Annotated in this window: 23 protein-coding genes; 15 read left to right on the top strand and 8 right to left on the bottom strand. The window is 36.7% G+C overall.

Annotated features, from left to right (window positions below; genetic code table 11):
* Positions 1-50 precede the first annotated feature (50 nt).
* The 8 genes from asnB (at position 51) to JHT90_RS09710 (ending at position 7,492) form a co-directional block, all read left to right on the top strand.
* Positions 51-1,520, top strand: a complete 1,470-nt coding sequence (gene asnB / locus JHT90_RS09745; RefSeq protein WP_201090588.1) for an asparagine synthase (glutamine-hydrolyzing) — start codon at positions 51-53, stop codon at positions 1,518-1,520.
* Between the two features lies 1 nt (position 1,521).
* Positions 1,522-1,941 (top strand): adenylyltransferase/cytidyltransferase family protein, encoded by a 420-nt coding sequence (locus tag JHT90_RS09740; RefSeq protein WP_201090587.1) that lies wholly within the window; start codon positions 1,522-1,524, stop codon positions 1,939-1,941.
* A gap of 233 nt (positions 1,942-2,174) precedes the next feature.
* Positions 2,175-3,062 (top strand): glycosyltransferase family 2 protein, encoded by an 888-nt coding sequence (locus JHT90_RS09735; protein WP_201090586.1) that lies wholly within the window; start codon positions 2,175-2,177, stop codon positions 3,060-3,062.
* 16 nt (positions 3,063-3,078) lie between these two features.
* On the top strand, positions 3,079-3,717 hold the full coding sequence (locus JHT90_RS09730) for a CatB-related O-acetyltransferase (protein ID WP_201090585.1): 639 nt from the start codon (positions 3,079-3,081) through the stop codon (positions 3,715-3,717).
* 138 nt (positions 3,718-3,855) lie between these two features.
* The gene (gene yaaA, locus JHT90_RS09725) at positions 3,856-4,635 is read left to right on the top strand and encodes a peroxide stress protein YaaA (RefSeq protein ID WP_201090584.1); all 780 of its coding nucleotides are present in this window, start codon (positions 3,856-3,858) and stop codon (positions 4,633-4,635) included.
* A 71-nt stretch (positions 4,636-4,706) separates the two neighbouring features.
* Positions 4,707-5,246, top strand: a complete 540-nt coding sequence (locus tag JHT90_RS09720) for a DUF2058 domain-containing protein (RefSeq protein ID WP_201090583.1) — start codon at positions 4,707-4,709, stop codon at positions 5,244-5,246.
* Between the two features lie 30 nt (positions 5,247-5,276).
* Positions 5,277-5,894 carry a bifunctional phosphoserine phosphatase/homoserine phosphotransferase ThrH gene (gene thrH, locus JHT90_RS09715; RefSeq protein WP_201090582.1) on the top strand — a complete coding sequence of 206 codons (618 nt, stop codon included), beginning with the start codon at positions 5,277-5,279 and terminating at the stop codon, positions 5,892-5,894.
* 146 nt (positions 5,895-6,040) lie between these two features.
* Positions 6,041-7,492 (top strand): coniferyl aldehyde dehydrogenase, encoded by a 1,452-nt coding sequence (locus JHT90_RS09710; protein ID WP_201090581.1) that lies wholly within the window; start codon positions 6,041-6,043, stop codon positions 7,490-7,492.
* Positions 7,493-8,202: 710 nt separating this feature from the next.
* On the opposite strand, the gene JHT90_RS09705 is transcribed toward JHT90_RS09710, so the two are convergent.
* The 5 genes from JHT90_RS09705 to JHT90_RS09685 all read right to left on the bottom strand — a co-directional run bounded on the left by JHT90_RS09705 (position 8,203) and on the right by JHT90_RS09685 (position 13,138).
* The gene (locus tag JHT90_RS09705; RefSeq protein ID WP_201090580.1) at positions 8,203-10,200 is read right to left on the bottom strand and encodes a BCCT family transporter; all 1,998 of its coding nucleotides are present in this window, start codon (positions 10,198-10,200) and stop codon (positions 8,203-8,205) included.
* A 323-nt stretch (positions 10,201-10,523) separates the two neighbouring features.
* Positions 10,524-10,766, bottom strand: coding sequence for a hypothetical protein (locus JHT90_RS09700; protein ID WP_201090579.1), 243 nt, complete (start codon positions 10,764-10,766; stop codon positions 10,524-10,526).
* A 303-nt stretch (positions 10,767-11,069) separates the two neighbouring features.
* Complete coding sequence (locus JHT90_RS09695; protein WP_201090578.1) at positions 11,070-11,396, bottom strand: hypothetical protein; 327 nt, start codon at positions 11,394-11,396, stop codon at positions 11,070-11,072.
* 567 nt (positions 11,397-11,963) lie between these two features.
* Positions 11,964-12,173, bottom strand: a complete 210-nt coding sequence (locus JHT90_RS09690; RefSeq protein ID WP_201090577.1) for a hypothetical protein — start codon at positions 12,171-12,173, stop codon at positions 11,964-11,966.
* A 485-nt stretch (positions 12,174-12,658) separates the two neighbouring features.
* The gene (locus JHT90_RS09685; protein WP_201090576.1) at positions 12,659-13,138 is read right to left on the bottom strand and encodes a GyrI-like domain-containing protein; all 480 of its coding nucleotides are present in this window, start codon (positions 13,136-13,138) and stop codon (positions 12,659-12,661) included.
* 363 nt (positions 13,139-13,501) lie between these two features.
* On the opposite strand from JHT90_RS09685, the gene ubiU reads away from it, so the two are divergent.
* The 4 genes from ubiU to JHT90_RS09665 all read left to right on the top strand — a co-directional run bounded on the left by ubiU (position 13,502) and on the right by JHT90_RS09665 (position 17,172).
* Positions 13,502-14,515: a ubiquinone anaerobic biosynthesis protein UbiU gene (gene ubiU, locus JHT90_RS09680; RefSeq protein WP_201090575.1), complete on the top strand. Its 1,014-nt coding sequence runs from the start codon at positions 13,502-13,504 to the stop codon at positions 14,513-14,515.
* 11 nt (positions 14,516-14,526) lie between these two features.
* A complete protein-coding gene (locus tag JHT90_RS09675; protein WP_201090574.1) occupies positions 14,527-15,447 on the top strand; it encodes a U32 family peptidase in 921 nt (306 codons plus the stop codon).
* The gene (ubiT, locus tag JHT90_RS09670; RefSeq protein WP_201090573.1) at positions 15,434-15,868 is read left to right on the top strand and encodes a ubiquinone anaerobic biosynthesis accessory factor UbiT; all 435 of its coding nucleotides are present in this window, start codon (positions 15,434-15,436) and stop codon (positions 15,866-15,868) included. Before JHT90_RS09675 ends, ubiT begins: the two co-directional genes overlap by 14 nt.
* Positions 15,869-15,930: 62 nt before the next feature.
* A complete protein-coding gene (locus tag JHT90_RS09665) occupies positions 15,931-17,172 on the top strand; it encodes an NAD(P)/FAD-dependent oxidoreductase (RefSeq protein WP_201090572.1) in 1,242 nt (413 codons plus the stop codon).
* Here the strand turns inward: JHT90_RS09665 and JHT90_RS09660 are convergent.
* Positions 17,165-17,932, bottom strand: coding sequence for an HNH endonuclease (locus JHT90_RS09660; RefSeq protein WP_201090571.1), 768 nt, complete (start codon positions 17,930-17,932; stop codon positions 17,165-17,167). The genes JHT90_RS09665 and JHT90_RS09660 overlap by 8 nt on opposite strands.
* Positions 17,933-17,960: 28 nt before the next feature.
* Positions 17,961-18,626: a tetratricopeptide repeat protein gene (locus JHT90_RS09655; RefSeq protein WP_201090570.1), complete on the bottom strand. Its 666-nt coding sequence runs from the start codon at positions 18,624-18,626 to the stop codon at positions 17,961-17,963.
* Positions 18,627-18,825: 199 nt separating this feature from the next.
* Here JHT90_RS09655 and JHT90_RS09650 point away from each other — a divergent pair, with 199 nt between their 5' ends.
* Genes JHT90_RS09650 through JHT90_RS09640 form a run of 3 tightly spaced genes read left to right on the top strand, consistent with a single transcriptional unit; the run spans position 18,826 to position 21,984 of the window.
* A complete protein-coding gene (locus JHT90_RS09650; RefSeq protein ID WP_201090569.1) occupies positions 18,826-20,001 on the top strand; it encodes a hypothetical protein in 1,176 nt (391 codons plus the stop codon).
* 31 nt (positions 20,002-20,032) lie between these two features.
* A complete protein-coding gene (locus JHT90_RS09645; protein WP_201090568.1) occupies positions 20,033-20,704 on the top strand; it encodes a co-chaperone DjlA in 672 nt (223 codons plus the stop codon).
* A gap of 17 nt (positions 20,705-20,721) precedes the next feature.
* Positions 20,722-21,984, top strand: a complete 1,263-nt coding sequence (locus JHT90_RS09640; RefSeq protein WP_201095829.1) for a chloride channel protein — start codon at positions 20,722-20,724, stop codon at positions 21,982-21,984.
* A gap of 16 nt (positions 21,985-22,000) precedes the next feature.
* On the opposite strand, the gene JHT90_RS09635 is transcribed toward JHT90_RS09640, so the two are convergent.
* The gene (locus JHT90_RS09635; RefSeq protein WP_201090567.1) at positions 22,001-22,855 is read right to left on the bottom strand and encodes a pilin; all 855 of its coding nucleotides are present in this window, start codon (positions 22,853-22,855) and stop codon (positions 22,001-22,003) included.
* Positions 22,856-22,907: the final 52 nt, after the last annotated feature.

Genomic DNA, 22,907 nt, shown 5'->3' with positions numbered 1-22,907 from the left:
CAAATTTAAACAGTATAGATAAAAATAGATTTATCAAAGCTCTAGAGAAAATGATACACAGAGGGCCTGATGCCCCTTGTTGTTATAAAGAAATTGATAACTATAAGTTTGGACATAATAGGCTTAGCATTCTTGACCTACAAGAGAGAAGTAATCAACCATTTTTTAGTAGAGATAAGAGATATGTCATCATTTATAATGGTGAAGTTTATAATTACCAAGAACTAGCTAATAAATATGGGATTACTTTAGAAACCCATTGTGATACTGAGCTTGTACTTGAGTTAAGTATAAAAATTGGTTTCAAAGAAGCAATTAAAGAATTTAATGGTATATTCGCCTATATTATTTTTGATACAGTAACAAGAGACTTTTTTGTAGCTAGGGATAGGCTAGGTGTTAAGCCTTTGTATTTTTATCAGACTGATAAAGGTTATATTTTTTCCTCTGAAATTAACGCCATTGTAGATTTACTGGATAACCAAGTACAAATTAATGAAATAGGATTAAGGCAATATAAAAAGCTACGTACATTTTTTAATGGTCAAACTATTTATAAAAACATAAAAATGTTTCCTGCAGGCTGTTATCAGCAAAGTAATCAAATAGCTAAATATTGGGAGTTTCCTACTGGTTTTCAATTACCTCCTACTGATGAAGAGTTAAAGTGGCTAATAGAATCATCAGTCCAATATAGAAAAATTGCAGATGTACCACTAGGTAGTTACCTATCTGGCGGGCTGGACAGTACGATTGTAGCTGCTCTAACGCATGAATTACATACATGGACTGTAGGTTTTAAAGAGTATAATGAATTTGAGTGGGGACGTTTAGCAGCAGATAAAATAGGTTCTGAACATCATGAGGTTATAGTTACTAAAGAGATGTTTATAGAAGATGCTAAGAAACTTATTAGGGTTAGAAAAGAACCATTATCAGTGCCTAATGAAGTATTACTCTACCAAATGACCAGGGAAGTAAAAAAACAAAACACAGTGGTATTGTGTGGTGAAGGTGCCGACGAGTTATTTTTTGGATATGATAGAATTTTTAGATGGGCCAATTCTATTGATAAATTTGATTTACAAGCATTTTCAAAACTATATTCCTATGGCTCAGAAGAAGATTTAGAAATTGTAGAGAGTGCAATAGCACCTTTTTATCATTATGGTAAGCCAATTGATATAGTGGCAGCATTCTTTCAGGTAGCACACTTACATGGATTATTGCGTAGATTAGATAACTCAACCATGATGTGCTCAGTTGAGGCACGTGAGCCATTTGTTGATTATAGGTTGGTTGAGAGAATGGCAGGAGTTCCCTTCGACTATCGAATGCAAGACGGCATTGTTAAAGCTCCCTTAAAAAGAATCTTTAAAGATATTATTCCACACGAAATTATTGATAGAAAGAAAGTTGGTTTTCCTGTTATGCTTGATGATATTTTTGGTGTAAAGAAAGAGCAAGCATTTGATACATGGTTTGATTTCAATATTAAAGAATTATTAAGCGAGAACTAACATGCAAGTAGGATATACATCTGGGGTATACGATTTATTTCATATTGGGCATTTAAACTTATTAAAAAATGCAAAAGGGCTATGTGATAAATTAATAGTTGGTGTAACTGTGGATGAATTAGTTTCTTATAAAAATAAAAAGGCTGTTATTCCTTTTGAAGAACGTATAGAAATTGTTAGAAATATCAAGTTTGTAGATGCAGCCATTCCTCAGGAAAACATCGACAAATTTGAAATGTGGAAAAAGATTAAATTTGATATCTTATTTGTGGGCGATGACTGGTTCAACTCTGAAAGTTGGCAAAATATGGAAGAAAAATTTAAAGAAGTAGGTGTTAGAGTGGTTTACTTCCCTTATACAAAAAGTACCAGTTCTACATTACTGAATGAAACGTTATTAAAAATCAGAAATGAATCGTAGTATTTAATCTATATAAGTTTATTAAATAAAAAGGTTGTTTGAGTTATTAATTCTTATAGTTTGAACAAAAGCCTATAAATGTAGTTTATCAATGATATTAAAGTTATGTGCTCTAATGCAATGTTTTCAAAACAGAATGAATAGTTTATATTTTTACTGTAATCAAAAATAATGATTAAAGCACTTTTATAGTGTTACACTAATATTTTAATAGGTATCCAAGTCTTTTACACATGCAATTATCTATTTTAGTCGTCTTATATAATTCTAGCTGCCAACAAAGTGAAACTTTACAAAGTATTCTGCAGGCAGACTTAACTCAAATAGATCTCAAACTTATCATTTGGAATAATGGCCCTCATTTATTAGATAATACACAACTAGCAAATTATCTTACTCAAGCGTCAGATAAGGGTATTGCAGTAAACACTTACCAAGATATAAGAAATTTATCATTAAGCAAAATATACAATTTTATACTACAGCAACAGGATGCAGATTTTTTTATTCCCCTAGACCAAGATACCCAATTAACTAAAGATTTTTTTAATACCATTGCTCAGCATAGAGACTTAGATTTGATTTTGCCTATTGTGTATGCAGAAGGGCAAGATAATTTGGTTAAATTTCCTTTTAACACCAAGACAAAGCAGCCGATTTTAGAACAGCAACAAGTTGATGCTAGAACGATTACCTCTGTTACTTCTGCCATGGCAATTAGTAAGCGGCTAGTTGATCTATTTAAACAGCATAAGCTAACAGTTTTTGATGAGAGTTTTGCTTTTTATGGGGTAGATACTGCTTTTTTCTATAATATTCATCAAATAGCTAAGCAACACACACTAAGCTGTGGTTGTTTTGGTCGTATCGAGCATTCTCTATCTACCTATGTGCAAGAAAATAAGCAGGCTAGTTACCGTAGAAGTATCGAGTTTTTATACTATGCAATTTTATATCGGTTAAATTATAAAAATAAATCTCGCTTTTCTATGTTATTTTTCTTATTACCGCGTTTACTAAAAGGTAGAATAAAAGATCTAACAAGTTTAAAAAATGTCTTGTACTGCATAACTTATAAGAAACACCCTCGTGCCAGTTTAACTATTGATCTTAACCAATAATCTGGGAATACTTGTAATGAATGTTATCCGATTGCTAAAAGAAAAATGCCAACGTATGCGTTTTAAAAGGCAACTAAGACAAACACCGCCATTAGAAAGGGATGCATTAAAATTCAAACGTCGCTACCCACATTATGAATATGGTTATGGTAGCTATGGCATACCGCAAGTTGAGCATAATAATAAACATGCGAAGTTAAAGATTGGTTCGTTTTGTTCGATTGCTGGCGGGGTAAAAATATTGCTGGGCGGTAATCATAATACAAATGCTGTTACCACTTTTCCTTTTTATATGAGGTTGCCAGATATTCCCATTCACCCTGAGACTAAAGGCGATGTAAATATTGGTAATGATGTTTGGTTAGCCAGTGAATGCTTTATACTTTCAGGTGTCACTATAGGACATGGTGCAGTAGTGGCGGCAAGAGCCGTAGTCACTAAAGATGTGCCACCTTACGCCATTGTGGCTGGCAATCCTGCAAAAGTCATTCGCTATCGTTTTGCTGAAGCCACTTGCCAGGCGTTATTAGCCCATCCTTGGTGGGAGTTGCCCCGTGAGGAGATCGTACAAATTGCGCCTTTGTTGTGCTCAAATAAGGTGGATGAGCTTCTGGCCTATATGAAAAATAGGGCAAATCAGCCAATCTCAATATAATACTATCCTTAACCTTAAGATATAGTTAAAAAATCTATTAATCAAATAAACAAATTTCATTAGGCTTATTTTGCTGCATACCCTAGTTTATTGGTAAGATATAACCCAGTTATTTAAAAAAATCGGAGCTATTTGCTTATGTTAATGGTGATTTCCCCTGCAAAAACCTTAGACTATACCAGTCCAGTTAAATTAAAAGAATACACAGAGCCAGAACATACGAAGCAAGCAGAGCAACTTATCAAACAACTGAAAAAGCTATCTGTACAAGAAGTAGCCAGTTTAATGAGTATTTCAGATAAACTAGCGGCACTTAATGTAGCAAGGTTTACAGAATGGTCAACTAAATTCACCACAGAAAATGCGCGCCAAGCCATCTTAGCTTTTAAAGGGGATGTTTATACAGGGCTGGCGGCAGAAGACTTTTCTGCGAAAGACTATAAATTTGCACAACAACACCTGCGTATATTATCAGGGCTTTATGGCGTATTGCGTCCGTTAGACCTAATGCAGCCTTACCGTTTAGAAATGGGTACTAAACTCGCCAACAGCAAAGGCAAAGACTTATATGAGTTCTGGGGCGAACAAATCACTGACTGGTTAAATAAAGCAATTATAGCGCAAGGCGATGGTATCTTAGTTAATTTAGCATCGAACGAATATTTTAAATCAGTGAAAACCAAACAATTAGACGCGAAAATCATAGATATTGATTTTAAAGACCTAAAAAATGGCCAATATAAAATCATAAGCTTCTATGCTAAAAAGGCTCGGGGCATGATGGCACGTTATGTAATCAAAAACCAACTTACAGAAGTTGAACAGCTAAAACTGTTCGATACAGAAGGCTATTACTACTCAGAACAACATTCAACAGCCAATAAACTGGTTTTTTTAAGGGATGAAGTACAAAATTAACATTTTGTTTTTTTATTGGTTACAGTAAAATAAGCTTTTATAATATTAACCCCTTTCTAAGTGCTATAATTATGAGTATGTCACTGCGTGACCAGTTACTAAAAGCTGGTTTAGTTAATGAAAAGCAAGTAAAACAGGCATCTAAGCAAAAGCAAAAAGAAACCAGACTGCAACAGAAGGGGCAGTTAGCGAAAGATACTTCCCAAGAAGAAGCGCTAAAACAAGCGCAAGCTGAAAAGCAAGCCAAGGATCAAGAGCTAAATCAGCAGCAAGAAGAGAAAAAGCGCCGTAAAGCGATTGCTGCTGAAATTAAACAACTGATTATTAAGGATCGTCTACCTCGTTTAGATACCGAAGATTACTACAACTTTGTAGATCATAAAAAGGTCAAACGAATGGCGGTAAACGACCTGATTCGTGACAAATTAGTCAAGGGCAGTCTAGCCATTGTTAGTCACGAAGGATATTATGAAATTATTCCCCGTGAAACAGCGCTTAAAATCCAACAGCGCAACGCTCAACGCATTATCGTGCTAAATGAGTCAACCGATCAAGGAAATGATGATGATCCTTACAAGGATTTCGCTGTTCCTGATGATTTAATGTGGTAACTATTATTAATTTTTATTGAGGAAAAAACTGTGGAAATCGCTTGCTTAGACCTTGAAGGTGTATTGATTCCTGAAATTTGGATTGCGTTTGCTGAAAAAACTGGAATCGACGAGCTAAAGGCAACCACCCGTGATATCCCTGACTATGATGTACTAATGAAGCAGCGGTTACGCATCTTAGATGAAAATGGTTTAAAACTAAAAGATATTCAAGAAGTGATTGCAACCTTAAAGCCATTAGACGGGGCGATTGAATTTGTAGACTGGTTACGTGAGCGTTTCCAAGTAGTCATCTTATCTGACACCTTCTACCAGTTTGCCCGTCCGTTGGTACGTCAATTGGGTTCACCTACCTTATTATGTCACAACCTTGTGATAGATGACCAAGACCGTGTCGTGGATTATCAAATTCGTCAAAGAGACCCAAAACGTCAATCAGTAATTGCTTTCAAAAGCCTCTACTATCGCTGCATTGCCACAGGCGACTCTTACAACGATACAGCCATGTTAGAAGAAGCCCATGCAGGTATTCTATTCCATGCACCAGATAATGTGATTAAAGAATTTCCGCAGTATCCAGCCGTGCATACCTATGAAGACCTAAAGAAAGAATTTATTAAGGCTTCTACCCGTAATTTAACGTTATAATTATCCCTGCTGGCTAGCGTGAGCTAGTCAGCATAAACCCTATCCCTGTTATCTGTTAGTTGTATAACCAACCCTTATCATTCACTATATAATAAACGGAAATTATTAACTGTATTAATGACTCAGTGACGAGTGGAGTCATCATTATGCCTCATACGCTGGTAGTAGATCATATTCAGAAAGACCTCTCCGAAACCCTGCTAGAACTACAACAGCAAGCTTTTATGGCAAATCCTATGCCATCTTTGGAGCAACGACAAAATTGGCTCACCCTGTTACAGCAACAACTAATCAACTATAAAGAACAGCTAGCACAAGCAATTTCAGCTGATTTTGGTCATCGCAGCCAAGATGAAACGCTACTGGCTGAAATTCTACCTAGCCTTCAATGCATCAAATATGCCCATAAATCACTGAAAAGCTGGTTAAAACCGCGTTATGAACCAGTCAGCATGGCCTACCAACCAGCCACCGCCCAAGTTTATTATCAACCGCTAGGTGTGGTAGGTGTGGTAGTGCCTTGGAACTACCCACTGTACCTAACCATAGGGCCACTGGTGGGTGCATTGGCTGCAGGTAATCGGGTAATGATAAAACTCAGCGAATATACGCCCAACACATCAGCTCTTGTCAAACAAATGCTGGCGGAAATTTATACAGAAGATCTTGTAGCTGTAGTGGAGGGTGGCCAAGAGGTTTCGCAAAAGTTCTGCCAACTGCCTTTTAATCATCTACTGTTTACAGGTTCGAGTAAAACAGCGGTCTCTGTTATGCAAGCGGCTGCAGCAAACCTAACCCCTGTTACCTTAGAACTAGGCGGTAAATCACCCGTTATTATTGCCGATGATATTCCTATGCAACTGGCAGCAGAACGGATTGCTTTTGGTAAAGCAATTAATGCAGGGCAAACTTGCGTCGCACCAGACTATATACTGATTTCGCCACACCGTGTAGATGAGTTTGTCACCACCTATCAACAAGTGATCAAGCGCTTTTATCCCAGTCTAATCAATAATCCCGATGCAACCACCATTATTAATCATAAACAGTACAATCGTTTACAAGAAATGTTAACCGATGCTGAAATAAAAGGGGCACAGCTAATAAAGCTGCTACCCGAAAAAGACCAAGATGAAAAACTAAGCGACCGCTTACTACCCCATTACTTACTATTAAACGTCAATAGCAGTATGCAAGTTATGCAACAGGAGATTTTTGGCCCTTTACTGCCAATAATGACCTATAACGATATAGCGGATGCTGTACAGTATATTAACCACCAGCCCAAACCGTTAGCACTGTATTACTTTGGTTTTAATAAAGAACAACAACAATATGTATTACAACATACCCAATCAGGCGGGGTAGCAATTAACGACACCTTACTACAAGTTGCCCAATCCAATTTGCCTTTTGGTGGTGTTGGTCAATCAGGTATGGGGCAATATCATGGTTACGAAGGTTTTTTAACCTTTAGCAAAGCCAAAAGTGTATTTACTAAAGGCAAATTAAATACTGCAAAACTTATCTATCCACCTTATCGTTTTAAAAAGCCAAACAAATGGCTACAACTGGTATATAAATTATTTATTCGCTAATCTATTTTTATCCATGCACACTATTGATTAACCTTGCACATCGCCTGATTTACAATTAAAGATAAATTAAGATAAGACTGCTAAATTAATAAATAACTAAATAATTAAAAGGTATGATTAATTGAGTGCATTTTTTTGTGGATTTACAGTTATACCTATTTTTTGTATAACTTGGGCTATAGTATCTTTAGTGGAAGACTATGACAAAAGCCAAATAACATTGGCAACTGTAATCATAACTAGCTTTCTCTTATTAGTGTTATTAATTATTACAGAGGTACATGTTTTTGATAAACGCCCTTTTGGTGGATTTCTGTTCAGTAATTTTCACCGCTATTCACTCAATGTAGACTTTATTAAATATTGTGTTTTTGGTTTGTTTACAGGGGGAGTTCTGTCATGGTTAATGGGCTTATTCATTAAACGTTATTTTAAATGAAATAAATTTATCTATTATTTATGTAAAACCTTCAACAGTATACACACAAGGATTCCATAGAAAATAAGGTGGTTTTTAGTTTAGCTTTATTTGTAACTTATGTAATTATCATTGCCGTATTAACAGGGCAGCTATATAAATCTTACCTATTGTATTTAACTATAAGCAGGAAGTAGTTTTAAGTAATAATAAAAAAGACTGAGCCTACATTTAGCCCTCAGTCTTTTAACAAACAGCTCGCTTAGCGTATTTTTTACTAAATAGTTATAGCCTAAGCATTGGCGCGTACTATATGTAAGAAATGTAAATGGGTTTCATATTGATCGATAATATCACCAATTACATCCTCTTTACTCCAACCCATAATGTCATAATCCTGACCACCTTCTAATAGATGAACATCAGCCCTAAAATAATTACGATTCTCTAGGGAGTCACCCTCATCATCATCTGCAATACGAGTAATTATTTCTGGTAATGGGTAATGCCTCGGTCTTACCTCATAAGCAAAATAAACTTTATCATTGTAGGCTAATTCTAAGCGTATCGTATTCTTAGCTTCATTTACCACCACAATAGCAGTAGAGCCCTGTTTATTTAATTCTTCTGCTACTTCCTCACAGGCAGGTTTAACAACCTCCTCAATAAAACGTACCACATGGGAGCGACGCGTAAACATCGTTAAATTACGCAATCTACGTTGCCAGCCTCCTGTAGAACGTGGTGCAGGTCGAGAAATATTTAATGATTGGCGACGAATATCGCGACGGGTTGCATCCAAATGCAAGCCGCGAATCAAACCCCAAATAGCGGCTAATAAAGCGATAGAAAAGGGCAATGCGCCAATAATAATGGCTGCTTGTAAAGCACTTATACCATCTGCATACATCAGAGCGATAGTTACCGCAGCCATCATCCCTGCCCAGAACAAACTCTGCCATACAGGGGTATCGGTTTTACCATCAGAACAAAACATATCCACAATAATGGCAGCACTATCTGCTGAGGTTACAAAGAATACAATTACCATAATAACCGCAATTAAACTTGTAACTGAAGATAAGGGGAAATGCTCTAAGAAAGCAAATAACGCCATTGAATAATCATTGCGCACAACCTCAGCAAGTGAATCTACCCCTTGATAAACAATTAAATGCAAAGCCGTATCACCAAACACCGTCATCCATAACACCGTTAGCAAAGTAGGCGCAAATAAAGCCCCCATCACCAATTGGCGAACAGTACGACCACGTGAAATGCGCGCGATAAAAGCCCCCACAAAAGGCGACCATGCTAACCACCAAGCCCAATAGAATATCGTCCAGTTACCTATCCAATCAGAGGTTTTATACGCATATAAATTAAAGGATTTACTGACAATCTCCGATAAATAATCACCAATATTTTGCATAAAGGTCGTCATAATAAATAACGTAGGCCCTAAGATTAAAACAAATAGCAACATTAAAACGGCTAAAATCATATTGGCCTCAGAAAGCCTTTTAACGCCTTTACTTAAGCCACTAAATACCGATAAAGAAGCAAAAAACATAATAACTACAATAAAAATAAACTGCACAGTAAAACTAATAGGCACACCATATAAATGATGCAAACCAGCGTTAATCTGTTTAACCCCCATCCCCAATGTAGTAGCAACCCCTAATACTGTACCAATCACAGCAAAAGTATCTACTGCATTACCAATAGGGCCATAAATACGCTCACCAATTAACGGATATAACGCAGAACGTAAAGTTAAAGGTAAACCATGCCGAAACGAAAAATAACCTAAGATAGTAGCCACTATTACATAAATCGCCCAACCATTTAGCCCCCAATGGAAAAAGGTAATTACCATCGCCTCACGGGCAGCCTTTATTGAACCTGGATCAGCATCAGGTGGAGTTAAATAATGCATAACGGGTTCAGCAACTCCCCAAAACATTAAACCAATCCCCATACCCGCCGCAAACAACATACTTAGCCAAGAGAGCGTACTAAACTCAGGTTTACTATGATCTGGGCCTAATTTGATATCGCCTACACGACTAAGAAAAATAAAAACCGTTGTCACTAAAATAATCGCAACAACTAATACATAGAACCAACTAAAGTTAGTATTAATCCAAATTTTGGTCGAGTTTAAAACTGATTGCGCTTGGTTTTTAAAAACAGCGGTGTAAAACACCAATAAAACTAAAAAAATAATTGAACCAAAAAAAACATAAGGATTATAAGATGACTTTTTTGTTGAATTGTTATTCATAGGTATCTCTTTATAGTTCTAATACAGAAATCAATCTGTGCGGGAATAATAAATTATGACAAAGCTGTCTATAAAGCTTCTATAACCTTACTACAAAAGTATAGTAAGAAATGATATTAACCAAGGTGATTAAAAAAGTGAGTTTAAAACTCAATAATGGGTGTCACATTAAGCTTTTACACGATAAGGCAATAATGCCTGACTATAAAATAACGAAAAATAAAACTTATAAATCAAGTAAATATGCTTAATAAGTTCTTATTATATAGAAATTTTTGCTGATAAAAAATACTTCTTTGCCAATCAGCTTAATTTATTCAAGTTTAATCCTTAATATCTTGCTTAATAAGGGCATTTACTTTAAGTGTAAGTACCCTATCAAAAGTACAGAGTGGTGGGGGTGAACCATATCCATAAAGATGGATTTTTATATTTCTCTGATAATTTGGCACACCTGATATTTCTACCCCTCCATATAAAACAGAGCCTTTATCAATAGTTCTTTTTATATTAATCCCAGAGTTTTCAGGAGTTATTTCCCAATTTATACTATTTTCACTAGCCATTGCACCACCAGATATTTCTATTTGTTATAAATATGGTTGATTAAAGGTTGCATTTGGTAATTCCTCTATACTAAATTTAGACTCACAAGGAAAAATCTGGATACAGCCAGGACATAGTAAAAATAATCCTAATAAAAGGATTTTAAAGTATTTTAGTAACAATGAAACCTCCAAATATATGTTCTAATACATCACCTAATGTCAGCTCTGGTCGAATATAGTTCTCTTGTAATCTTCCCCAAGAAAACGCTTTTAATTTTACTTTTTCGGTTAGTGGGGTTGCTTCGGTTATTTCCTCACCATCTAATAAAGTAGTTTACTTTCCCATACTACCCAATGGTCTTTTAATGGTTTAATAAATGCTCCATTAGATTTAGCACCAAACATACCAGAACCAATTAATACAATAACATGATAGCTAGATTTTCCTGCATATAGGTTTAAATCACAAACATCTTTTAAGTTGGCATGGAGCCAGCCGCGAGGAGTTATAAGCATAGCATTATCAAGTACACATTTAGCGCCTACCTTTTCAAACCAAGATTTAGCTGTTGATACCGTAGTGATGCCAGCTAATCCCTCGAAAAAAAAGCCAGTAGGTGTGTTTCTATTTCTTACTTTTATATCCATTACTAGGTTGGATGTATCTCTTAAACTAGCTAATGTTATCCAGTATAGTCCTGATATACCTAATCGATGTATTCCTTCAGGATATCTACAATCATCACTTAGCTTAATGGTTAAATTACCTATTTGTACATTACCATAGTGCCATAGATCCTGTACTACCTGCTTATAAATATCAGATTGATCTTTTAATAAGCAATAGAAAAAAGCAGCAGCGCCACAAAGTGAGGTACTTTCTTGATTTGGGTAATCAAAGCTAATTAATCTATTTTGTAATTGTTGCTCAATTTTTTCTTTACTAAAGGGGTCATCTGCTGTTCCTTCTTTATATAGTTGGTCTTCAAAAGGTCTTGGCCGCTTACTGATTTTAAGAGAGCATACTTTTGCTAAATTATTGTTATGCTCTACAGTTTCAGTAAAATCATCTATTGTCGAGTGAGTAATAAAAAAGCAAATATTCTCTGCTTTATCATCTGATAATGTTGGTGGATTATCTAATCAGTAAAGTTTTGTTTTTGGTTTGTCATACAGTGCTTTATATTCGCCATTCACTTTTTGAAATAACATAACCTACAAAATAAAATGTTGATCTTGAGTAGGGACAAGTTCTAATGATCGATGAAGTTGTGTTTTATAATCTGCCTCTAAAGGTGTGATAGGTGTTTGATGGAGGGCATAGCGAGGTATATCATTAACTGTTTTATTAACTTCTAACTGATAACCTAGTTGTTCAATGGGTGCGTTAGATTGTATTTGAAATTGAATAGTATAAATCGCCATCTAATTATCCTCGCAAGGTAGTGTATGCAGTATTAACAGTGCATACCCAATAATTAGTGGCATTTACTAAAGCTAAATAGCAAAGTATTTGTTTGATTTTGCTGTACATGGTCTAAATCCTTTTTAAACAGAATTAACCCCTAATAACAGCATAACTATTGGGGGCGGACTATAAGCAGGTTGGTCGACCGTACAATATACAAGACGGCACACCCGAAGGTGTCCCACTCATAGCCCGCCATAAAAACGGATACAAGCAAGCGAAACCACTTGTATCTATGGCGGTGTATATTGTTCAGTGAGCGACCAAGCCCACACTCTATTGATTTAGATAGAGCCTTGTTAATGTAACATCACAAAATAATGAAAACAAGCTCTTTAGTATTAGGCTAAATGGCTAATAAGTGAGAAAAAGATAGTCAGTAGAAAAAGGTTAAGTTACAGCTAATAGATGGATAACTAAAATAGCTATCCATCTATTGTAATTAAGATTGTTTAATAACAGCGGCAAAAATTTCTAGTGGGTCGTTAGGTTGCCAGTTATGTTCATAACGTTCCAGAGAAACGCCTTGCATATCTAGTTGATATTCTGTTTGACTTTGTGGCCATTGCATATACATGGCAGTAAGTGCTTCACCTAACATGTCTAAATTAGGTACTTGAGCTTTTACATAAAGCCCTGCTGGAATAGTCATGGTTTTAAAATCTGCTGGTAGGGTATTAATTTGGGTAATTTGCACAGCGGCCCAGTAGGTAAAGCGATTTTCATCAATCATTTTTGATATGCCATAACTGTCGCCTGTTTTGGAAATTTCTACACAGTCGGCTAACTCACTACAAATTCGAGGAGCAAAAGTGTGCCATAAAGCAGGGCAGTCAATCATGGCTTTTTCCATGTCGGTATCTACGGTTATACCTGCTACTTGAATTTCAGGTAGTTCTACAACAGTAAATTGAAAACTCATTATGGTCACCTATTTTTTAAAGAGAAATAAGAGCTTATCATAATAACCAATATATAATACATTCGTATTAGATTTAATAATTCTAACAGATTCAACTTAGTCTTTTTGATTATATAAAACAGTTACCCTAAAAAAACTTGCAGAGTATGATTACTAAAAGTTAGCTAGGAAACTAATCACTCAAAACACTACTAAAATTTAATAAAATAAATAAAGTCAAATCATATTAACTAATTATTTTGGCTTATTGTTTAACGTCTAAGCTGCTTTATATAATCAGGGTGTTTTTGTAATAAAAAATCTTTTACCTTATTGAAAATCATGAGGTGTATCTCAATAATCTAATAAACAAATGGTAAACTAATGAACGTTACAAAGCCTGAACTGGTTTGCCCAGCTGGTAATTTACCTGCCCTAAAAGTTGCTATTGATAACGGTGCAGATACTGTTTATATGGGGCTGAAGGATGCCACAAATGCACGCAATTTTGCAGGGTTAAATTTTGATATCAAATCTGCTCAAGAGGGAATAGCATACGCCCATCAACGAGGGCGCAAAGTGTTAATGGCGATTAATACTTATGCACAAGCAGGCGAAGTTGCTAAATGGCATCAGGCTATCGATCAGGCTGCTGAATTAGGTGTTAATGCTGTTATTTTAGCGGATATGGGATTATTAAATTATGCCCATAACAGCCATCCCAATTTAAGATTACATCTTTCTGTACAAGGTTCTGCCACCAATTATGAGGCAATAAATTTAGCGCGCGATTTATTTAATATTCAACGGGTGGTATTACCAAGAGTGCTCACCGTAGCACAAGTAGCTAAGGTTATAGAACATACCACGGTGGAAGTAGAAGTATTTGGTTTTGGTAGTTTATGTGTGATGGTAGAGGGGCGTTGTTTATTGTCTAGTTATGTGACAGGTGAGTCACCCAATACCCATGGCGTGTGTTCACCCGCTAAGTTTGTACGATGGGAAAAAGATGATAAGCAAACCATGACTGCCCGTTTAAATAATGTGCTTATTGATCAATATCAAGCCAATGAGCCTGCAGGTTATCCTACACTATGCAAAGGTAGATTTTGTGTGCAGGATGACACGTATTATGCATTAGAAGAACCTACCAGTTTAAATGTTATCGAGATCTTACCTGAGTTAATCGATATAGGTGTAGCGGCTATTAAAGTAGAGGGAAGACAGCGGAGTCCTGCTTATACTGCTCAAGTCACTAAAATATTAAGAAAAGCCATAGATATGGCAGCCAAAGAACCACAAAATTTTGTCGTTGACAGTAGTTGGCAACAAACTTTAGCTAACGTATTGGAAGGGCAACAAGCCACCTTAGGCGCTTATAGTCGTCCATGGAAATAGCGAGGCAAAGTATGCAATCCAAACTAACACTTTCGTTAGGGCCTGTATTATTTTTCTGGCCTAAACAACAACTATTGGAGTTTTATCAGCAAATCGCAGAACAACCTATAGATACTATTTATCTAGGTGAGACTGTCTGTTCACGACGTCAAGAAATGCGTTTTGCTGACTGGTTTGATTTAGCTACAGATTTGGCGTGTGCAGGCAAGAAAGTTATTTTTTCATCACAGGTTTTATTAGAAAGTGAGTCAGATTTAAAAAGATTACGTAAATATGTTGAACAAGATGTTTTTAAAATTGAAGCTAATGATATGGCTGCTGTTAAGCTAGCCCGTGATAATGGATTAACTTTTGTAGCAGGGCAAACCCTTAATATCTATAATGAAGAAACATTAGATTTTTTCCAAAAGCTAGGAGCTGTTCGTTGGGTACCTCCTGTGGAAATGTCAGCAGCACGTTTAACCACTATTTTAAACACCAAGCCAGCGATTGATTGTGAAATATTTGGTTGGGGTAAACTACCTTTAGCTTTCTCCTCCCGTTGTTTTACTGCCCGTTACTATAATTTAAAGAAAGACAGTTGTGAGTTTAAATGTCAACAACACCCTAATGCGTTAACCGTAAAAACCAGAGAAGGGCAATCATTCCTTACCATGAATGGTATTCAAACCATGTCTGCCGATTGCCAAGTATTATTAGGTCATCATCAAGAAATGGCTAACTTAGGTATTAAAACATTACGACTCTCACCACAACATCAATATATGATAGAGATTATTCAATTACATTATGGTGTTATTAATAACTTGCTAAATGTTGATGATGCGGTAAAACAATTGTCTGAATTTACTGAACATGGTTTAGTGGATGGCTACTGGCAAGGTCAAGCAGGCATAATTCCTGTACAGGAGCTTAGTTATGCAACTAACTGATATTACCTTCCCACCTTTTGTCAAAAAAGTAACCCGTCTGCTACCGCGTAAGCCTTCACAATACAGTTTAGTGTTTTCCCTTAATCAATTATTGAAAAAAAATATATTACAGGCTGATATGTCATTACTAGCAGGTAAACAATTTGAAATCGTGATTGATGATTTAGGTTTAGTGATTAATTTTACAGCCAATGAACATAAATTTTTAGTCAGTCATTATACAACTGAACCTGATTTGCGCTTTACCGCCACCATGATTGATTTTACGAAAATGATATTAAGAAAAGAAGATCCCGATACCCTATTTTTTAATAGAAAATTGCAAATTGAAGGCGATACAGAACTAGGATTAATCATTAAAAATTTATTAGATAATATTGATTGGTCCACTGTACCTATAATGAAATCGATTATTGGCTAATAGCTATAGCCACTGAGCTAGGTGTATAATCGCTATCCTCAAATAGTAGGATAGTAATCACAATGAACTATGATTGTATTGTTCTAGGCGCAGGTATTATTGGTGTTAGCAGTGCTTTACAACTACAAGCACGGGGCAGAAATGTTTGTTTAATTGATAAGCTAGAGCCAGGTGAAGGCACTAGTTTTGGCAATGCAGGGCTTATTGAGCGAAGTAGTGTTATACCTTATGCTTTTCCCCGTGAACTGAGTAAACTTATTCGTTATGCCTTTAACAACCAAAGTGATGTTCGTTACGATTTCTCCTACTTACCTAAAATAGCTCCTTGGTTAGCAAAATATTGGTGGTATTCCGCACCTAGTCGACTTGCTCAAGCGGCGGCTGATATGTGGCCATTAATTCAACGTTGTGTAACTGAACACGATAAATGGGTGGCGCAAGCAGGTTTAGAACATCTTATTCGCCCTAAAGGATGGATAGAGGTGTTTAGAGATCAAGAAGTGTTTGACCATGCGCTACAAGATATTATTGAACTGGATTTCTATCAACTTAACTATGATGTGCTTGGTCGACACCAACTACTGGAACGTGAGCCCACCTTAAAAGATACTGTTAAAGGTGGTATTCATTGGTTAGACCCGAAAACAGTCACCGACCCAAGTTTACTTACTAAAGGCTATGCACAATTATTTGTTAAACTAGGCGGTAGCTTAGTAAAAGGTGATGCCAATACCTTACAGCAAACAGCCAATGGTTGGTCAGTACAAACCGAAGAGCAAACCATTACTGCCACTCATGCAGTAATTGCCCTTGGCGCAGATTCAGCAAACTTATTAAAACAATTTGGCATTTATGCACCTTTAGGCGTAAAACGTGGCTACCATAAACACTATCAAGTAGCCCCTGAACAAGTATTACAGCACTCCATTTGTGACCATTTAGCAGGCTTTATTTTAGCCCCCATGAATAATGGTATTCGCCTTACCACAGGTGCAGAATTTGCCGACCCTAAGAAACCTGCCAATGATATTCAACTAAAACGTGCAGAGGCAATAGCAAGAACTATCTATCCACTAGGCGAAGCCATTGAAACAGTCCCTTGGTTAGGTTACCGACCTTGTATGCCAGATATGCGTCCTGTAATTGGTGCAGTACCTAATAGAGCAGGGTTATGGACAAACTTTGGCCATGCTCATCATGGTTTAACACTAGGGCCGATCTCTGGTCGACTGCTTGCTGATCTAATAACAGAAGAAAAACCCTTTACCGATCCTACACCTTATAATATTAAGCGGTTTAATTAATGGTTCTATTTTCTTGAATAAATTGTCTAAGTTGCTCAATACTGAGAGTACTTGATTTTTTTCTATGGATCATTGCATGGCAGTTAGCACAAACTGGTTCTAAATCATCTATAGTAACTTGTATAGATTCACCACCATAAACATGTAAAGGTTTAATATGGTGTACATGTGTATACCCGTTACCTATTTCACCATAAAAATTTGAGAAATTAAAACCACAACAAACACATGTCGTTCCCTTTTTTGCAATTACTTGTTTTCTAAGTTTGGGATCTCGCTCATATATGGTTGTATAAATTTTCTTTTTATTTCCTTCTTGAGAAGATACTAGATCATCTGAAATTTCATATTCTAAAGAAATATTAACATTAGCTAATGCTAGTATTGTAGAGTAAGTTTCATCATCAATTTTTCTTACAGCATTACGCCAATAGTTCTTTTTCTTATTGTCAGGGATTTTTTCTATGTATTTATTATGACCTAATTTTGCTATGGGTTTTATCTTGAAACTCACATAGTCGTCAATAGTTGCATAGTAAGATGAGGATTTAGATGTGTTGTCTTCTGGGTCTTTAGGAGCTAGGGTTACTTTACCAATAATACCACAGCCAAAATACTCTGGTTTTTTGATCTTACCCTTATAATAAATAATTCGTGTGCCAGGTTGAAGTATACGTAAATATCTTTCAGGGAAATGATAATATTCCCCAGTTTTATCGTCCCATTTTGAGTCATCGTTTTCTGTGATAATTGAATACATATTTATCCTTAGCCCCATTTATTAAAAATTAACCATCCATAATGCCAATACTGACAGGTTGTTGAGCTTTTATTTGTTGTGCTTTTTGTAGCCATTCCAAGGCTTTGGCCTCATCTTTTGTTACGCCAAAGCCATTTTGATAAAGATAGGCAAGGTTATTCATCGCATTGGCATTGCCTTGTTCAGCGGCTTTTAAAAAATACTCTCTGGCTTTCTCAAAATCTTTTTCCACCCCTTGCCCATGTGCATAGATATTGCCAATATTGGTAATCGCATCAGCATTGCCTAAGCCTGCGGATCGTTCATACCACTCCAGCATCTTGTTATCATCAGCCTCAACACCGCGCCCTTTTAGGTAGCTAAAAGCAATCTGATTCATGGCATTGGTATGGTTTAAGTTGGCGGCTTTTAAAAAGTAATCCATAGCCTGCTCATTACTTTGTGGAAAGCCAAGGGTGCCATTTAGATAAAAATTACCAATATCATACAGCGATTCAGCGTCACCTTGTTCGGCTGAGTTAAACAGCCCTTGCTGAAAAAGCTCATAGTCCAATTTAATATTAGCTTCACGGCAGTAATTGATATAAATCAGCAGTGCTTTACGACTGCCTTGTGCAGCAAGATCGTATATTTCAGGGTTAAGGCGTTTAGGTTTGTTTTTTGCTTTGCGTAGTAGTTTTTTTAGAAAAGCCATAGTGTACCCAGCATAAAAAAGACTGATTTAATAATAAAAAAAACGGTTAATCATACTATAGGATTATCAACTATTTTTGATTTTTTTTAGTTTTATTTTGAAAAAATGTTCTGTTACATATACACTTCTAAAAATTGTAAATGACTTATTATTTTAAAAGTTTATCTATTGGCCACAAGCCTTTTAATTAGAGTGTGTTATGGTCACTAAATTATTATCATTATTGGGCGCTTTAGCTATTATTTTACTTGCTTCTTATGCGAATGCGAACTGCGCTATATTGACTGATAAGCAAATTAAGGCAGTAAAAGAGCCGTTAGTAGAATTATTACAGATAGAAGACACTAATGCACAATATGGCTATGTGCCTAAAAAAGCTATTAAAAACATTGAAGACCTTAAAACAGCATTAGTTAATTTAGTTGATGCACGATTAGCCTGTGAAAAAGGATTGACCGTTAATGTGGCCGCTATTCAAGCGGATTTATTAAAAGCCCTGCAATTATCCGAATTAGACGAAGTAGAAGCTATCTATGGTTATGATTTACAAATCATGGTGGAACAGCCACCTGCTACTGTGGGATTATTAATCGTTCAAGTTAGTTTTGGTATTCCTTGTGGTAATGATAATGTGTTGCTTGGTTATCGCTTTAGAGATAAAGCTTGGCATCGTGATCTGCTATGGAAAAGCAATCCCTATCAAATGATTACAGGTGCTTATGGCGATTACTATGATTATTTAGTATTGCCTATTAAAGCTAACGAACCACCAAAAATAGTTGTAATTCATGGTTCACCTTGGTGTACAGCGACATGGGAACCTTTGGTATTTGATGTTATAAAATTTGCCGATAAGCAAACGCAACAAGCTACTTTATGGCATCGTCAATTAATTACCTATAAAGGCCATAGCCTAATTAATTTAACCAAGCGTGCGAATGGCTTTGAGCTACAAGCTGATGTAGCAATGATCGATAGCGAGCTACTAACTCGCAAAGGTATTTATCGTTATCAAGTGGATGGTAATAAGGTGACGAGAGAGCAACCTACTGCCACTAATCCTAGAGATTTTGTGGACGATTGGTTATTACTTAATCAGGATATGGCGAAAAGATTTACTGATAAAGCAAATGCTGAACAATTAGCAAAGCTACAACGTCGCTTAAAGGAACGTAATGGCTTTTATGGAGCTATTAAACACTGTGCAACCGATGATTTATACCAAGTAGAAGTGACCTTTAACGGCACTAAAGAAGACGATAAAGAAGAAACCCATTATTTTTATGTTAAACCTTTGCAGAAAGGTTATTTAATGCATTCATCTGCGACTAAAGCCGATAGTGGCTGTACAGGCTCTGATAATATGGCAAAATAGTAACCTTGTTGTATAAGGTATGGGAACTATTTTGCCATCACTCAAAGATAAATTTAATCGCTTTACTCAGCAGCTAGCGGAAAAGTATCGCTTAGCTGGGCAGGCTATTTTTGTCGATATAGAGCTAACCTTTCGGTTGTTAGGCCATATTGCTCGTAGTCAAGGCAATGTCACCGATCAACACCTACAACAAGTAATTACCGAAACAGAATTACTGCACCTATCAGAAGATAGGGCTCAACAGGCAATACAATGTTATCTGGCAGGGCAGGAGCTAGCCACCGATGATTTTGAAGCGTCACTACGCTACTTTCAAGGTGATCAGCTAGCTAAGGAAATGCTTTTACAAAGCTGTTGGCGGATGATTTGGGCAGATCGCCATCTAGCGGTACGAGAATATCAACTGGTACATCTATGGGGTTACTGGCTAGGTTGGGCGCGTATTGATATTGAAAAATTAGGGATTCCTTATCGCCCTGTATACCTTACCCAAGAACACCAACAAGCATTAGCTTTATTAGAAGTAGGTATAGATAGTTCACCAGAGCTTATTAAAAAAATGTATAAACGCCAGTTAAGCCTCCATCACCCTGATAAAGTAATGGGAGCAGGGGGCAGTATTGATGAGGTTTGCGAAGCGACGGAGTTAACCACAAAAATACATGAAGCCTATACACTGCTTCGTATGTTACATAATTTCTAATAGGGATATTATTGCGTATGCCATCACCACGTCGTAGTCGTTATTACCTTAGCTACTTTCTAGCTATGTTATTAACAGGCGTGATTGCAGGGCTAGTAGGCTTATTTTTATCACTACTACTGCATATTGTGCAACGTATAGCCTTTGGTTATAACCTACAACAACTGTTTTTTTCTAATGAAAGTTTTTTAGATGTTGTTAGATCATCAGACCCACTGCGCAGGGTTATTGCCTTAGCGGTTTGTGGCTTAGTGGTGGGTATCGGTTGGTGGGCGTTATACCGTTATGGTAAAAAACTGGTAAGTATTAGCCAAGCAGTAAAAGCGAATCCCCCTCATATGCCTATTTTAACAACATGGGCTAATGATCTATTACAAATCGTCTCGGTGGGCTTAGGTTCACCTTTAGGGCGAGAATTAGCACCTCGCGAGGCCAGTGCTTCGCTAACCAGTAGCTTAGCGCAAAAGCTAGGCTTAACCGTGCCTGATGCACAAGTAATGCTGGCTTGCGGTGCTGGCGCAGGTCTAGCGGCTGTTTATAATATACCGCTAGCAGGCGCATTATTTACCCTAGAGGTATTACTGGTGACCTTCCGCTGGAGCTGTGTAGTGCCTGCGCTATTTACCTCCACCTTAGCGGCAGTCATTGCATGGTCAGGGCTTGGCAATGCACATCAATATCATATTGGTGAGATAAGCCTTAGTTATTCCTTAGTGATTTGGGCTGTTTTAGTGGGGCCTATAATAGGCTGTGCCGCTTACTACTTTGTACAAGCCACTAGCGCAGCACAAAATAAAGCGCCTAAAGACGGGCGATTAATTCCCTTAGCACTAATTAACTTTTTATTAATAGGCTTATTAGCCATTCCGTTACCTGAGATATTAGGCAATGGTAAAGGGCCTTTGCAATTGGGGTTTGATGGTAGTTTAAGTATTAAGCTAGTGGCTATTTTATTAATTGTGCGTTTTGCTATTACCATTACCTCTTTAAGAGTGGGTGCAAAAGGGGGTTTACTTACACCAGGTTTAATGCATGGTGCATTACTGGCTATCTTATTAGGGGCAGCTTGGAATTTAGTTTTCCCTACGGTGCCTATGAGTGCTTTTGCCATTATAGGCGCTACTGCCTTTTTAGCGGCTTCTATGAAAATGCCAATTACCGCAATGGTACTAATGCTAGAAGTTACACGAACCAATCATGATAGCCTGATCCCCATGCTATTTGCAGTGGTGGGATCAGTGGCTATGTTTAATTTGTTAAAGAAAGTAAGTACTTATTAATATAACTCACCTAAAGTTATTCAGTTTGGCAATCTTTGGGTAAGTCCCCTTGCTCTAAGTCAGATTGACAGAGCCAATCTGCATCACTAGTGGTTGATTGTTGATTATTAGCGTTTGTTTGTAGTGAATAAGTAATCGTTTTATTTCTAAACTGCTCAGGTAAAGGTGCACTATCTTTATAGGTAGCGGTTATATCACAGCCAGACACCTCAATGCCCTTTAAAAAACGCACAGATAATTCTTCAGGGGCGGATAATCCAAGCATTTGATTATTAGTGGGGCAACTTTTATGTTCACCATAATATTGGGCTACCATCATTTTAGGTAGCAATATAAGTGAAGACAGCTCATTTAAAGCATCTGCTTTTAACAGCGCAGGGTTATGAGTTCTGTAGGCCCTTATAAAGCCATCAATAACATGGGTATCATCTTCAGTGAGATAAGGAAACGCTTGGCTTTTACAATCTTTAGGTGGTGCAAGTACAGCAGGGCCATCAAAACTACATTCACCTGCTAAAGCATTTAATTCTTTAGTATTTGGTTTAATGGTTAGTTTTTTACCTTGCAAAGCTGCTGCAACTGGAGCGTGATTAGCATAATTAACAGTTACATAGCAATTTTCATCTATAGTAGCGTCTGCTAATAAATTGGCGGTTAATTGATTAATATTTTCTAAACCAATATCTTTAAGGCTAGTAGGACATTCTGCGTAGAGTTTATAAAAATAACGTCCAGCTTCTACAATTTCTTGAGCCAATAAAAAGCCCATAGCTGCTTGATGTTCCTCCAGCGATGGTTTTGGATTAGTTTCAGTAGCTGTAGCAAACTGTACACCAAATACTAAACTAGCAATGGCTATTAATTTTTTCATTATCTTGTACCTAACAAGCAGTAGTTAATGGCAAAGATTATAAACTAATTAC

Origin of the sequence: Entomomonas asaccharolytica (assembly GCF_016653615.1) — a bacterium.
Taxonomy (GTDB): domain Bacteria; phylum Pseudomonadota; class Gammaproteobacteria; order Pseudomonadales; family Pseudomonadaceae; genus Entomomonas; species Entomomonas asaccharolytica.
The sequence above is the reverse complement of the archived record's forward strand: the minus strand, read 5'-3'. Positions and strand labels throughout refer to the sequence as shown.